Genomic DNA, 13176 nt, shown 5'->3' on the forward strand with positions numbered 1-13176 from the left:
GCGAAACATGAGCGCGATCATCCGCAAGATCGTCACCGTCGTCGAAGAGACGCAGATGGAGATGGGCCGCCAGGTCTCGCCACCGACCCGGCGCGCCGCTGCGATCGCCGTGATCGAAAATCCCTTTGCCGGAAAATATGTCGAGGACCTCTCGCCGCTGATCGCGATCGGCGAGGAGCTCGGCGATCTGCTGTCGAAGCGCGCGGTCGCCGCGCTCGGTATCGATGGCGCGAAGGCGCAGAGCTACGGCAAGGCCGCGGCTGTCGGCGAGAACGGTGAGCTGGAGCACGCCGCCGCGATTCTCCATCCCAAGATGGGTGCGCCGGTGCGCAAAGTGCTGGGCAAGGGCGCGGCGCTGATCCCGTCGTCGAAGAAGCGCAGCGGCCCCGGTACGACGCTGGATATTCCGCTCGGCCACAAGGATGCGGCCTTCGTGCGCAGTCATTTCGACGGCATGGAAGTGCAGATCAACGACGCGCCGCGCGCCAATGAGATCATGGTCGCGATCGCCGTCACCGATAGCGGCCGTCCGCTGCCGCGCGTCGGCGGGCTGACGGTTGCGGAGATCAAAGGCGAAGACGGTTTGAAATAAGGGACGGCTCGGAGAGGCGGGCACAGCTTCTCCGGCATGATCGTGGTCGAGAGATAAAGTTCAAAACTGGAGGTTGGGATGCGAGCAAGAAACTATTTTGTCGGCGCGGCCTTTGCGCTTCTGACGGGCGGCATCGGCCATTCGGCCCTGGCGCAGGACATCAAGATCGGCGAGATCAACAGCTACTCGCTGCTGCCGTCCTTCACCGAGCCCTATCGCAAGGGCTGGCAGCTCGCCGTCGAAGAGATCAACGCGGCCGGCGGCATCAACGGCAAGAAGCTCGTCGTCATCTCCAAGGACGACGGCGGCAAGCCGGCCGACGCGCAGACCGCGGCCAATGAACTCGTCTCCAGCGAAGGCGTCGCGATGCTGACGGGCACGTTCCTGTCCAATATCGGCCTCGCGGTCAGCGACTTCGCCAACCAGAAGAAGGTGTTTTTTCTCGCGGCCGAACCGCTGACGGACGCCGTGACCTGGGCGAAGGGCAACAAGTACACCTTCCGCCTGCGTCCCTCCAATTACATGCAGGCCGCGATGCTGGTGGAAGCCGCCAGCAAGCTGCCTGCAAAACGCTGGGCGACCATTGCGCCGAACTATGAATACGGCCAGTCGGCGGTGGCGGTGTTCAAGAAGCTGATGTCGGAGAAGCGCCCTGACATCCAGTGGGTTGACGAGCAGTGGCCGCCGCAGGGCAAGATCGATGCTGGCCCGGTGGTGCAGGCGGTGGCGCAGGCCAATCCGGAAGCCATCCTCAATGTCACCTTCGGCCCCGACCTCGTCAAGCTCGTGCGTGAAGGCAATACCCGCGGCCTGTTCAAGGGACGCGAGGTCGTGTCGTTCCTGACTGGCGAGCCCGAATATCTCGACCCGCTCAAGGAGGAGACGCCGGAAGGCTGGATCGTCACCGGCTATCCCTGGTACTCGATCAAGACGCCCGAGCACGACGCGTTCCTGAAGGCCTACCAGACCAAGTACAACGACTATCCGCGCCTCGGCTCGATCGTCGGCTACCAGACCATCAAGGCGGCTGCCGCCATCCTGGCCAAGGCCGGCTCGACCGATACCGACAAGATGATCGCAGCCGCTGAAGGTCTGTCGATGCCGTCGCCGTTCGGTGAGATCACCTTCCGCAAGATCGACCACCAGTCGACCCTCGGCGCCTTCGTCGGCAAGACCGCGCAGAAGGACGGCAAGGGCGTGATGGTCGACTTCTCCTACAAGAAGGGCGCGGACTATCTGCCGAGCGACGCCGAAGTCGAGAAGCTGCGTCCGAAGGACTAATCTCCGCTGCCGTAGGGCGGGTTAGCCCGCGGCTGCGCGAAGCGCAGTCCGCCGGCGTAACCCGCCATCTTCGGGGCCGCACTCGAAAAGGCGGCGGGTTACGCTTCGCTAACCCGCCCTACGACTTCACAGAGACTTACCCAACCCGGACCGCCGATGGCCTTTTATGTCGTACAGTTTCTGACCGGTCTCGCCAGCGCAGCGTCGCTGTTTCTGGTGGCCTCGGGCCTGTCGATCATCTTTGGCGTGACGCGGATCGTGAATTTCGCGCATGGCGCCTTCTACATGATCGGCGCCTATATCGCATTCACGCTGACCGAGCGCTTCTCCGGTGCGTTCGGCTTCTGGGGCGGGGTGGTGGTGGCGGCGCTGGCCGTGGCGCTGATCGGCGTCCTCGTCGAGATGGTGCTGCTGCGGCGGATCTATCATGCGCCCGAGCTGTTCCAGCTGCTCGGCACCTTCGGTCTCACGCTGATGGTCGAGGATCTCGTGGTACTGATCTGGGGGCCCGACGATCTCGTCGGCCGCCGCGCGCCGGGCTTCAAGGGCGCAGTCGATTTCTTCGGCCAGAACATCCCGAGCTACGATCTGTTCCTGATTGCGCTGGGCCCGGTCGTGCTCGGCGTTCTCTGGCTGCTGTTCCAGCGCACGCGCTGGGGCGTGCTGGTGCGCGCAGCGACGCAGGACCGCGATATGGTCGCGGCGCTCGGCGTGAACCAGAAATGGCTGTTCACCTCCGTGTTCGCAGTCGGCGTCTTCCTGGCCGCGCTCGGCGGCGCGCTCCAGATCCCGCGCGATGCCGTGCACCACGCCATGGATTTGCGCATCATCGTCGAGGTCTTCGTCGTCGTCGTGATCGGCGGCCTCGGCAGCATCGTCGGCGCCTTCGTCGCGGCCGTGCTGGTGTCCGAGCTGAACGCCTTCGGCATCCTCATCTTCCCGAAGATCTCCATCATCCTGGTCTTCCTGGTGATGGCGGTGGTGCTGATCGTCCGTCCCTGGGGCCTGTTCGGCAAGCCGGAGGCGGCCGCGCGCAAGACGCCGGGCCTCACCGTCAATCCCTGGCGGCCGTTGACGTCGAACGAGCGGCTGGCGGCGCTCGCAGCCCTCGTCATCGCGGCAACGCTGCCTTTGTTCGCCGGCAATTACGCGCTGACCGTCGGTTCCGAGATCGCGATCTTCGTGATCTTCGCCGTCAGCCTGCACTTCCTGATGTCGGTCGGCGGGCTGGCATCGTTCGGCCATGCCGCCTATTTCGGGCTCGGCGCCTATGGCGTCGCCTTCCTCGCCAAGATGGCGGGGCTGCCGATGATCGTCTGCCTCTTGCTCGGACCGCTGCTCGGCTGCATGGGCGCTGCCGTGTTCGGCTTCTTCGCCGTGCAGCTCTCCGGTGTCTACTTTGCGATGCTGACGCTCGCCTTCGCGCAGATCGTCTGGTCGATCGCATTCCAATGGGTGAGCGTCACCGGCGGCGACAACGGCATTCTGGGCGTCTGGCCTGCAAGCTGGGCGGCGAGCCCGTCGCATTTCTACTGGCTGGCGCTCGGTGTCGCTGCGCTCGTGACCATTGCGCTGCGGATCATGGTATTTTCGCCATTCGGCTACGCGCTGCGCGCCACGCGCGACTCGCTGCTGCGCAGCGAGGCGGTCGGCATCAACGCCAAGCGCATCCAGTGGACGGCGTTCGTGATCGCGGGCACGACTGCCGGCATCGGCGGCGCGCTGTTCGCCTACCTCAAGGGCAGCGTCTTCCCGGATAATCTCGGCATCTCGCTCTCGGTCGATGCGCTGGTCATGGTGCTGCTCGGCGGCGTCGAGACGGTGTCGGGCGGGGTGATCGGCGCCATCGTCTACAAGGCGCTGAACATCTGGCTGGTGAGCCAGACCGATCTGTCAAAACTCGTGCTCGGCGGCTTCATCGTGCTGATCGTCGTCGTCTTCCCCAAGGGCATCGTCGGCATGCTGGAGATGCTGGCGCAGCGTCGCAGGAAGTCGTCGCCGCCGGGATCATCTTTGCTCGCCAAGCCGATTGAGTCCGCCGAATGAGTGTCGCACCCCCACTTCTCGCGGTCGAAGGCCTGACCAAATCCTACGGCGGCATCCACGCCGTGCGCGGCGTCTCGTTCTCGCTGCGCGCCGGCGAGATTTTGGCGCTGATCGGCCCGAACGGCGCCGGCAAGAGCACGTGCTTCGACATGCTCAACGGCCAGAACAAGCCTGATACCGGCCATGTCCGCCTGCTCGGCGAGGAGACCACCGGCAAGAAGCCGCGCGAGATCTGGCGCATGGGCGTGGGACGTACCTTCCAGATCACGGCAACTTTCGCCACCATGACGGTGCGCGAGAACGTCCAGGTCGCGCTGATCTCGCATGGCAAGCAGCTGTTCAATCTCTGGGGCTCGGCGCCGAATGTCGACCGCGGCGAGGCCGGCCGGCTGCTCGAACTGGTCGGCATGGGCGGCTATGCCGATCGTCCCTGCGGCGAGCTTGCCTATGGCGACCTCAAGCGGCTCGAGCTCGCTGTCGCGCTCGCCAATGACCCGAAACTTCTGCTGATGGATGAGCCGACCGCCGGCATGGCGCCGCGCGAGCGCGTCGAGCTGATGCGGCTCACCGCGCAGATCGCGCGCGAAAAATCGATCGGCGTGCTCTTCACCGAGCACGATATGGACGTGGTGTTCGAACATGCCGACCGCATCATCGTGCTGAATCGGGGGACGCTGATCGCCGAAGGCTCACCGGCCGAGGTGCGCGGCAATCCGCAGGTCCAGGCGATCTATCTCGGCGAGGGCCTGCTTTACGAGGCCGGGCATCGCGAGGGAGCCTCGGCATGAAGCTCACGGTGCAAGACCTCAACAGCCATTACGGCCCCGCGCATATCCTGTTCGACATCGGTTTCGAGGTCGGCGAGGGCGAGGTGGTGGCGCTGCTCGGGCGCAACGGCGCAGGCAAGTCGACCACGTTCCGCTCCGTCGTCGGCCTTGTCGCGCAACGAACCGGCCGCATCACGTTCGAGGGCAAGGACGTCTCGGCGCGTCCGACGCACGAGATCGTGCGCGAGGGCCTCGGCTACGTGCCGGAAGAGCGGCGCATCTTCACCGATCTGACGGTGGAGGAGAATCTCGAAGTCGGCCGCCAGCCCAAGCGCCCGAATGCGCCGTACTGGACCCGCGAAAAGCTGTTCACGTTGTTTCCGAATCTCGGCGAGATGAAGGGGCGTCCCGGCGGCCGCATGAGCGGCGGCGAGCAGCAGATGCTGACGATCGCGCGCACGCTGATGGGCAACCCGTCGCTGGTGCTGCTCGACGAGCCGTCGGAAGGCCTGTCGCCAAAGATCGTGGAGCAGATGGTCGATGCCATCCTGACCATGAAGAAGGAGGGCGTCAGCATCGTCGTCTCCGAACAGAATTTGCACTTTGCGCGGCTGATCTCCGATCGCGCCTATATCATCGAGCGCGGCCGCATCTGCTTCGGCGGGACCATGGCCGAGCTCGACGCGCGTCCGGATATCCGCGACGCGCATCTGTCGTTGTGAGAGGTGGGAAGCGGATGGCGAGAAGCGTCGCGGCAAAAAAGAGCGTGAAGCAGGGCAAACCGCCTTACGTGCTCGACGAGCAGGTCGGCTTCATCCTGCGCCAGGTCTGGCAGCGCCACAGCTCGATTTTCTCCCGCGACATCGGCACCAATCTGACGCCGACGCAATGGGCCGCGCTGTCAAAGCTCGCCGAGACCGGGCCGTGCTCGCAGAACCAGCTCGGACGGCTGACCGCGATGGACGTCGCGACCATCAAGGGCGTGATCGACCGTCTGACGGCGCGCGGCCTGACCGAGACCAGCCAGGATCCTGAGGATGGACGGCGCCTGCTGGTGAGCCTGACGCGCGCCGGTCAGCAGCTTGCGGAAAAGCTCGCGCCGAATGCGATTGCGATCACCCGCGAAACGCTGGCCCCGCTTGATGCCAAGGAGCGCGAGCTGCTGATGGCGCTGTTGAACAAGCTGCGGTGAAGGCGGTCTCGTAGGGTGGGCAAAGGCGCGAAGCGCCGTGCCCACGTACTTTGCGCCTAAGGACGAATGGTGGGCACGCTTCGCTTTGCCCACCCTACGGCACCATTTTCCCGACTACTTTGCCACCACTTCCGGCACTCTTCCCGCCGGCGGGGTGTTGCGGCTGCGTTGCGTGCGCACGATGCCGTCGATGATGGTCATGCCGATGCCGGGGAGATCGCCGAGTTGGACGCTCTCCAGAATGGTCTTGCCGGGCGAGTGCTGCGCCTTGTCCATGATGACGAAGTCGGCGGAACGGCCGACCTCGATCAGGCCGCAATCGAGCTGCCGCATCCGCGCGGTGTTGCCGGTGGCGAGGCAAAACGCGATCTCGGCCGGCAGATCGCCGAGCGAGGACAGCATCGAGACCATGCGCAGAATGCCGAGCGGCTGCACGCCGGAGCCGGCGGGCGCGTCGGTGCCGAGGATGACGCGATGCAGATCGCCCATCTCGCGCGCGATGCGCAGCGTGAACAGCGCCGAGCGCTCATTGCCGTTGTGCACGAGCTCGAGCCCGCGCTTGCAGCCCTCGCAGATGCAACGGATCTGATCGTCGGGCAGGGCCGTGTGGCCGCCGTTGATGTGGCCGACCACGTCGGTGTCGGCCTCCAGCACCACGTCCTTGTCGATCAGGCCGGAGCCGGGGATCGAGGGACCGCCGGTGTGGATCGTGCTCTGGATGCCGTATTTGCGGGCCCAGCCGACCATCTTGCGGGCGGTCGGGCCGTCCTTGACGCCGCCGAGGCCGACTTCGCCGAGCAGCTTGACGCCGGCCGCGGCCAGCTCCTTGAAATCCTCCTCGACCATCTCGCATTCGATCACGGGCGCACCGGCGTGAACCTTCACGCCGCCGGGCCGCAAATTCCAGAAGGCGCGCTGGGCGAAGATCGCCATGGCTTTCAGCCCAACGACGTCACGCGGGCGGCCGGGCATGTGCACTTCGCCGGCGGAAATCATCGTGGTGACGCCGCCATGGAGGTTGCTGTCGATCCAGCCGATCTGGTTCTGCCGCGGCGTCCAGTCGCCGGCCACAGGGTGAACGTGGCTGTCGATCAGGCCCGGCGCCACCGTGGTGCCGCTGGCCTCGACGATCGTGGTGGCATCGTCCGTGTTGAGGTCCTTGAAGCGGCCGATCGCGGTGATCTTGCCGTTCTCGGCGACGATGGTGTCGCCGTCCAGGATCGGCTTTTCCATCGCGCCGGACAGGATCAGGCCGATATTGCGGATCACGAGCTTCGAGGGTCCGGCGGCCTGGGGTGCGTCATGCGCCATGGAGGGGGCTCCTTATTCCTAACTGCAACGCTTTCGATCTTGGGCAGCCTTGACCGCGGGATCAAGTCGGATTATTCATTTGTGTACGAATGATCGTGTACAAACGACGCATAGCTGGCCGGCCTCGAAAACCGCAATTGACGCGACAGGGAAGCTGAGATGAGCAATTTCAATCAGGAAAGCGTTTTGAGCGTCCACCACTGGACCGACACGCTGTTCTCCTTCAAGACCACCCGCAGCCCGACCTTCCGTTTCCGTAACGGCGAGTTCACCATGATCGGGCTCAAGGTCGGCGAGAAGCCGCTGCTGCGGGCTTACAGCGTCGCCAGCGCCAATTACGAGGACACCCTCGAATTCTTCTCGATCAAGGTGCCTGATGGTCCGCTGACCTCGCGGCTCCAGCATCTGAAGGAAGGCGACGAGATCATCGTCAGCCGCAAAGCGACCGGCACGCTGGTCATCGACAACCTGGAAGAGGGCCGCAACCTCTACCTCATCGGCACCGGCACGGGGCTGGCGCCGTTCCTGAGCGTGATCAAGGATCCCGAGACCTACGAGCGGTTCGAGAAGGTCGTGCTGCTGCACGGCTGCCGGCACGTGAAGGAACTCGCCTATGGCGAGATGATCAACGAGCACCTGCCGAAGGACGAGATGCTCGGCGATTATATCCGCGCTCAGCTCATCTACTATCCGACGGTGACCCGCGATCCCTTCCGCAACCGCGGTCGCATCACCGACCTCATCACCTCGGGCAAGCTGTTCGCCGATATCGGCCTGCCGGCGATCGAGGCGGCCCACGACCGCGTCATGATCTGCGGCAGCCCGGCGCTGGTGGCTGATACCCGCGTGCTCCTCGGAGAGCGCGGTTTTGTCGAAGGCAATCACGGTGAGCCCGCCCAGTTCGTGGTCGAAAAGGCCTTTGCCGAGCGCTAAGCGCGGATTTCCAGCGCAGTAAGACCGTATTTTCGCCGCCGCACGGGCGTTGCGGCGCCGATTCGGCGCGCGATACACTGTGGGAGCGAATCAGCGGAGTTCCCACATGGTTGCGGACAGCGACAGCAACATCGCCTGGCACCGGGTCCAGTTGAAGAAGAATCGCGCCGAGTTGAAGGCGCTGGAGACCGCGCGCTTCACGATCGGTGAGATCGCGTCCTCGAAGCGCGACGGCCAGACCCAGAAGGCGGCCGCCGACCTCAAGCGCAAGATCGCGCAGTCCGAGCGTGCGATTGCCGACCACGACAAGCGAACGCGCCGTCCGCTCGGCACGGATATGCAAAGCCTGAGCAATGGCAGCTGGAGCCACTGGGACGCCTATACCAACCAGCAGCAGCGCAAGGCCGGCCCGCGCTCGCCGGGGCGCGGCTAGTCCCGCTGCCCAAGAAGGGCTGGTTCCGGCCCTTGCGCCTGCGGCGTCGCTCACCATCTCGTTGAGGCGCCACCAACCAGTTCGGTGATCCCATGGCACCGCGCCTCGATTTCACCAGCGAGGCTTTCTTTCGCGATCCGCCCAAGGCGATCGCGGCGCTGCGCGCGTCCGCCCCCGTGGTCGCGACGCGCTTTCCGCTTGTCGGCGACGTCTGGGTCACCACAACCCACGACGCGACCGCGCAGGTGCTGAAGGACAGCACGATCTTTACGCTGCGCAAGGAAGATGGCGACGTTGCGGGCCTGCGCTGGTGGATGCCAGGGCTGGTCAGGACCATCGCCAACAACATGCTGACGATGGACGAGCCGGATCACACCCGGCTGCGCAGCATCGTGGACGAGGCCTTTCGCCGTCGCGCCATCGTTGCGATGGAGCCGCGTATCCGTGCCATCGCGGACGGTCTGGCCGATGAGCTGTTTGCGAAGGGCAGCCCGGCCGATCTCGTCCAGAGCTATGCGCGCATCCTGCCGCTCTTGGTGATCTCCGAGCTTCTCGGTCTGCCCATGGCCGATCGCCCGCGCTTCATCGCCTGGGCGAATTCCATGTCGTCGCTAACGAATGTGGTCAGCTTCTTTCGCCTGCTGCTCGCGTTCCGCAAGATGCTTTTCTATCTCGAACAGCAATTGCAGATCGCGCGCGAGCGGGGCGGCGAGGGCCTGATTGCCGAACTGGTCCAGGTCGAGCGGGAGGGCGGGCAGATCACGCCGGACGAAATGGTGTCGATGGTGTTCCTGCTGCTTGCGGCGGGCTCGGAGACCACCACGCATCTCATCAGCGGCTCGGTTTACGAACTGCTCAGAAATCCGGGCTTGCGTGATTGGCTGGAAGAGGACTGGAGCCGCGCCGGGCTCGCGGTCGAGGAATTCTTGCGTTTCGTCTCGCCGGTGCAATTTTCAAAGCCGCGCTATGTGCGGCGGGACGTTGAGCTGGAAGGTGTGCCGCTGAAGAAGGGCGATCGCGTCATGGTCATGCTCGCGGCGGCGAATGTGGATCCGGCGGTGCACGAGCAGCCTGAGCACCTCGATCTCACACGCAAGCCGAACCGCCTTATCTCGTTCGGCACGGGCATCCATTTCTGCCTCGGCCACCAGCTTGCTCGGATCGAGGCGACCTGTGCGCTGGAGGCACTGTTTACCCGATGGCCGAAGCTCGGTCTCGCCGTCGATTCCGCGCAAATTCACTGGCGCAAGCGGCCGGGTCTCCGTGCGATCGCGAAGCTGCCGGTCGTTGCGGTGGACAGTCAGCCCGTCGATTTCCGTGACGCCACGACGTCGCGTTCCCAGCCGAACACGGACCGGCCGTCGAGATCGGGCGAGGCTTCGCGCTCTCCCGCGATGTAGGTCTCGACCGATGGCCCGCTTGCTGTACGCTCAAGCCGCCGTGCCTGGTCGTCGAGGCGCTTGATCGCCTGCATCTCTTCCTCGCGCCCGAGCTTTGCGTTCTGGATCGCGTCCTTCAGCACGCGGATGGTCTCGTCATAGACCTTGATCGGAACGGGGTAGGGATGCCGGTCCTTGCCGCCATGGGCGAGCGAGAAGCGCGCGGGATCGTTGAAGCGATAGGGCGCACCGTGCACGACCTCGGCGACCATCGCCAGCGACCGCACGGTGCGTGCGCCGACACCCGGCGTCAGCAACAGCTCGGGGAAGTCGACCGGGCCGCGCTCCGCGGCGGCTGCCAGGGTGCCATGCAGGCGGCGCGCGAACACGTCCTTTGGCCGGACATCGTGATGCGCGGGCATGATCAGATGCGGCAGCATCGCCTGCGCGGGCTCGGGCGCAGTGCCGGTGAGTCGTTCGAATTCGGTGAGAATGCGATCGGGGCCGAGATCGGTCAGCAGCTCGAGCTGCGCATTGCGCGAGACGTCGGCGCGATGGTCGGTGAGATTGACGATCTCGCCCTGCTGCGGCCCGTCGATCGCGCTGTGCGGCGCATCGACAAAGCTCTTCAGCGACTCTGAGTGCCAGTGGTAGCGGCGAGCCTGCCGCTTGTCGCCATTCATGCCCTGCTGCACCACCGTCCACTTGCCGTCGGCCGTGACGAAGAAGCCGTGGAGATAGAGATCAAAGCCGTCCTGCACGGCGGCGCTGTCGACTTTCGCCACCAGCCGGCTGGCGCGCGTGAGCTTTGCGCCGTCGAAGCCGACGCGGTCGCCGAGCTGCAGCAGCTCGTCAGGCGTCTTGCGCGAATGCTGGCCACGGCCGCCGCAGACATAGATGCCGAGCTCGTCCTGAAGCGGGCCGAGCCCTCGCTTCAGCGCGCCGATCACGGAGGTGGTGATTCCTGAGGAGTGCCAGTCCATCCCCATCACGGCGCCGAATGATTGGAACCAGAAGGGATGCGAGAGGCGCTGCATGAAGGCATCGCGGCCGTAATGATGCACGACCGCCTGCGTGACGATGGCGCCGAGCGAAGCCATGCGGCTCGCAAGCCACGGCGGAACTCGTCCAGTGTGGAGGGGAAGATCGGCGCTGCCGGTTCGGCGAGTCATGATTGTCCCAAATTAGCGCAGTTCGGGGACAGTTGCACCAGAGGGATGCTGCATTGCACAGGGCGGGGGAGCGAAGCGCGTGGGAACGCGTTGGCGATAAGCAATGCAATACCGGGGACGTGAATGAATCGCCAGGCCCTCATGACCGACATCGACAGGATGTTCGGGTGGATACCGTCATGGATCATCGGTCTCGGCCTCGTTGCCGGGGCGATGCTGCTTGCGCTGTCGTTCTATCGGCTCGCAGTCTGGCTGCTCAATCGTACTTTTGGAACCCGGCTGCCGCTGCTGAGCGTGTTCATCGAGCGCACGTCCGGCCCGGCCCAGCTGGCGCTGTGCCTCGCAGCCGTTGCGCTGGTGTTGCCGCTCGCGCCGCTGGATGACGTCTTTCGCACGCCGCTGACGAGCCTGTTCGTCGTCGCCTTCATCGCGCTGATCGGCTGGATCTCGATCCGGATCGTCGACATGAGCGCGGCGCGCTACCTGCAGAACTTCCGCGATGTCACCGAAAACTTCGTCGCGCGCAAGCACGTCACGCAGGTGCGCGTGTTCAAGCGCGTGACCGACATCATCATCGTCATCATCACGGTGTCGACCGCGTTGATGACCTTCGATTCGGTCAGGCAGTATGGCGTCAGCCTGTTCGCCTCAGCTGGTGCTGCCGGTCTCATCGTCGGTCTTGCCGCGCGACCGCTGCTGAGCAATCTGATCGCCGGCGTGCAGATCGCCATCACCCAGCCGATCCGCATCGAGGATGCCGTCATCATCGAGAGCGAGTGGGGCTGGGTCGAGGACATTGCCGCGACCTATGTCGTGATCCGGCTATGGGACTGGCGCCGCATGGTGGTGCCGCTGTCTTACTTCATCGAAAAGCCGTTCCAGAACTGGACCCGCGACACGGCGTCCCTGATCGGCGTGATCGCGCTCCACGTCGACTACCGTGCCGACGTGCCGCGCATCCGCCGCTGGCTGGAAGGCGCGATCAAGGAGTCGAAGCTGTGGGACGGCGCGGTGGTCAATCTCCAGGTGATCGACGCGGATTCCCGCACCATCGAGCTGCGCGCGCTGGTCAGTGCGCGGAATGCGCCGCAATCCTGGGATCTGCGCTGCGAGATGCGGGAGAGGCTGATCGCCTTCATCCGCGACGAGATGCCGGAAGCCCTGCCGCGCGAACGCGCGATCCTGATCCCGTCAGGGGGAGGCGACGACGCCGAGCTCTTCCAGCGCTCCGCCGCACCGGAGAAGATGCGGGCGAACGCGCGCAATTGAGCGGTGCGGCTCCTCCTTATTTAGCCTTGGTCGCGCCGCGTAAGCCTGCCTGCTGCTGGATCGTGTCCAGTGCACCGGACGACTGCTCCTCTGCGACGAAGCTGTTGAGCAGGGGAAGCGCGGCCTCGCGGCCTTTGGGGATCGCGATCGCCAGATGCTCGGCACCCCAATTGCCATCGAGGATTTTCGCGCCCGGCATCTGATCGGACATTTCGAACAGCGTCGGCTTGTTGGTAGCGTAGAGATCGATCTCACCGCGGCCGAACATGGCGATGGCGATCTTGACGCTCTCGGCGGGAACGATGGTCGCATTCTTCAATTTCGTCGGCAGGGTACGCTCGGAGGTCGAGCCTTTGGTGACGCCGATCTTCACGCCGGGTTTGTCGATATCCTCTACCTTGGCAATCGGTGAATTCGCGGGAACGAGATAGCCGAGCTCGATCGCCAGCACCGGTTGGCTGAAGCTGACCTCATTGGCACGAGCCGGGGTGGCGTTGGTGATGGTGAAGTCAACCTGGCCGTCGTGGATCGCGGTGACGATATCGGCGACGCGTTGAAACCGGACGTAATCGATGCCGACGCCGAGCCTTTTCGCCAGCTCGCCGCCGAGATCGTAGGCGAGGCCGTGCGGCTTGCCGGCTGTATCCGTCACCATCGAGGTCGGGCTGCCCGGATAGATGCCGACGCGCAAGATGCCGCTCGGCGCCAGCAGTTTTGCTTCCCCGTCGGCGCGCGCGGGCGCGCCGAACAGGCTGACGACTGCGCAGGCGAGCAGCGCGGTGTGCGCAACACTCATGTGAG

Annotated in this window: 13 protein-coding genes; 10 read left to right on the forward strand and 3 right to left on the reverse strand. The window is 64.9% G+C overall.

Translation table 11 applies throughout. The features are described 5' to 3' along the window. The first annotated feature begins 7 nt into the window (after positions 1–7). From V1280_RS01165 to V1280_RS01190, 6 genes are all read left to right on the forward strand, one after another. A complete protein-coding gene (locus V1280_RS01165) occupies positions 8–592 on the forward strand; it encodes an amino acid synthesis family protein (RefSeq protein WP_334518240.1) in 585 nt (194 codons plus the stop codon). Between the two features lie 78 nt (positions 593–670). Next, complete coding sequence (locus V1280_RS01170) at positions 671–1873, forward strand: ABC transporter substrate-binding protein (RefSeq protein WP_334518242.1); 1203 nt, start codon at positions 671–673, stop codon at positions 1871–1873. Between the two features lie 156 nt (positions 1874–2029). Next, the gene (locus V1280_RS01175) at positions 2030–3919 is read left to right on the forward strand and encodes an ABC transporter permease (protein WP_334518244.1); all 1890 of its coding nucleotides are present in this window, start codon (positions 2030–2032) and stop codon (positions 3917–3919) included. Further along, on the forward strand, positions 3916–4707 hold the full coding sequence (locus V1280_RS01180) for an ABC transporter ATP-binding protein (protein WP_334518246.1): 792 nt from the start codon (positions 3916–3918) through the stop codon (positions 4705–4707). The genes V1280_RS01175 and V1280_RS01180 overlap by 4 nt, the downstream gene beginning before the upstream one ends. Then, complete coding sequence (locus tag V1280_RS01185; protein ID WP_334518248.1) at positions 4704–5408, forward strand: ABC transporter ATP-binding protein; 705 nt, start codon at positions 4704–4706, stop codon at positions 5406–5408. Before V1280_RS01180 ends, V1280_RS01185 begins: the two co-directional genes overlap by 4 nt. 14 nt (positions 5409–5422) lie before the next feature. Further along, on the forward strand, positions 5423–5878 hold the full coding sequence (locus tag V1280_RS01190) for a MarR family winged helix-turn-helix transcriptional regulator (protein ID WP_334518249.1): 456 nt from the start codon (positions 5423–5425) through the stop codon (positions 5876–5878). A gap of 114 nt (positions 5879–5992) precedes the next feature. Here V1280_RS01190 and V1280_RS01195 read toward each other — a convergent pair whose 3' ends face one another. Continuing rightward, complete coding sequence (locus tag V1280_RS01195) at positions 5993–7189, reverse strand: amidohydrolase family protein (protein WP_334518251.1); 1197 nt, start codon at positions 7187–7189, stop codon at positions 5993–5995. A gap of 159 nt (positions 7190–7348) precedes the next feature. On the opposite strand from V1280_RS01195, the gene V1280_RS01200 reads away from it, so the two are divergent. The 3 genes from V1280_RS01200 to V1280_RS01210 all read left to right on the forward strand — a co-directional run bounded on the left by V1280_RS01200 (position 7349) and on the right by V1280_RS01210 (position 9955). Beyond that, the gene (locus V1280_RS01200) at positions 7349–8122 is read left to right on the forward strand and encodes a ferredoxin--NADP reductase (protein ID WP_334518253.1); all 774 of its coding nucleotides are present in this window, start codon (positions 7349–7351) and stop codon (positions 8120–8122) included. Between the two features lie 106 nt (positions 8123–8228). Next, the gene (locus V1280_RS01205; RefSeq protein WP_334518255.1) at positions 8229–8555 is read left to right on the forward strand and encodes a hypothetical protein; all 327 of its coding nucleotides are present in this window, start codon (positions 8229–8231) and stop codon (positions 8553–8555) included. A 92-nt stretch (positions 8556–8647) separates the two neighbouring features. Then, positions 8648–9955, forward strand: a complete 1308-nt coding sequence (locus V1280_RS01210) for a cytochrome P450 (protein WP_334518257.1) — start codon at positions 8648–8650, stop codon at positions 9953–9955. Here the strand turns inward: V1280_RS01210 and V1280_RS01215 are convergent. Beyond that, positions 9856–11106: a DUF763 domain-containing protein gene (locus tag V1280_RS01215; RefSeq protein ID WP_334518258.1), complete on the reverse strand. Its 1251-nt coding sequence runs from the start codon at positions 11104–11106 to the stop codon at positions 9856–9858. The two genes, V1280_RS01210 and V1280_RS01215, sit on opposite strands and share 100 nt — an antisense overlap. Before the next feature lie 123 nt (positions 11107–11229). On the opposite strand from V1280_RS01215, the gene V1280_RS01220 reads away from it, so the two are divergent. Next, positions 11230–12375 carry a mechanosensitive ion channel family protein gene (locus tag V1280_RS01220; RefSeq protein ID WP_334518259.1) on the forward strand — a complete coding sequence of 382 codons (1146 nt, stop codon included), beginning with the start codon at positions 11230–11232 and terminating at the stop codon, positions 12373–12375. Positions 12376–12391: 16 nt separating this feature from the next. Here the strand turns inward: V1280_RS01220 and V1280_RS01225 are convergent, their stop codons facing one another. Beyond that, a complete protein-coding gene (locus tag V1280_RS01225) occupies positions 12392–13171 on the reverse strand; it encodes an ABC transporter substrate-binding protein (protein WP_334518260.1) in 780 nt (259 codons plus the stop codon). Positions 13172–13176: the final 5 nt, after the last annotated feature.

Source organism: Bradyrhizobium sp. AZCC 2230, from assembly GCF_036924495.1.
GTDB lineage: Bacteria > Pseudomonadota > Alphaproteobacteria > Rhizobiales > Xanthobacteraceae > Bradyrhizobium > Bradyrhizobium rifense.

Excerpts from the sequence above, each read along its gene's own strand:
- V1280_RS01210 (WP_334518257.1), top strand. The coding sequence starts at position 8,648 with ATGGCACCGCGCCTCGATTTCACCAGCGAGGCTTTCTTTCGCGATCCG.
- V1280_RS01225 (WP_334518260.1), bottom strand. The coding sequence starts at position 13,171 with ATGAGTGTTGCGCACACCGCGCTGCTCGCCTGCGCAGTCGTCAGCCTG.
- V1280_RS01180 (WP_334518246.1), top strand. The coding sequence starts at position 3,916 with ATGAGTGTCGCACCCCCACTTCTCGCGGTCGAAGGCCTGACCAAATCC.
- V1280_RS01175 (WP_334518244.1), top strand. The coding sequence starts at position 2,030 with ATGGCCTTTTATGTCGTACAGTTTCTGACCGGTCTCGCCAGCGCAGCG.
- V1280_RS01165 (WP_334518240.1), top strand. The coding sequence starts at position 8 with ATGAGCGCGATCATCCGCAAGATCGTCACCGTCGTCGAAGAGACGCAG.
- V1280_RS01170 (WP_334518242.1), top strand. The coding sequence starts at position 671 with ATGCGAGCAAGAAACTATTTTGTCGGCGCGGCCTTTGCGCTTCTGACG.
- V1280_RS01185 (WP_334518248.1), top strand. The coding sequence starts at position 4,704 with ATGAAGCTCACGGTGCAAGACCTCAACAGCCATTACGGCCCCGCGCAT.
- V1280_RS01215 (WP_334518258.1), bottom strand. The coding sequence starts at position 11,106 with ATGACTCGCCGAACCGGCAGCGCCGATCTTCCCCTCCACACTGGACGA.
- V1280_RS01205 (WP_334518255.1), top strand. The coding sequence starts at position 8,229 with ATGGTTGCGGACAGCGACAGCAACATCGCCTGGCACCGGGTCCAGTTG.
- V1280_RS01200 (WP_334518253.1), top strand. The coding sequence starts at position 7,349 with ATGAGCAATTTCAATCAGGAAAGCGTTTTGAGCGTCCACCACTGGACC.
- V1280_RS01190 (WP_334518249.1), top strand. The coding sequence starts at position 5,423 with ATGGCGAGAAGCGTCGCGGCAAAAAAGAGCGTGAAGCAGGGCAAACCG.
- V1280_RS01195 (WP_334518251.1), bottom strand. The coding sequence starts at position 7,189 with ATGGCGCATGACGCACCCCAGGCCGCCGGACCCTCGAAGCTCGTGATC.
- V1280_RS01220 (WP_334518259.1), top strand. The coding sequence starts at position 11,230 with ATGAATCGCCAGGCCCTCATGACCGACATCGACAGGATGTTCGGGTGG.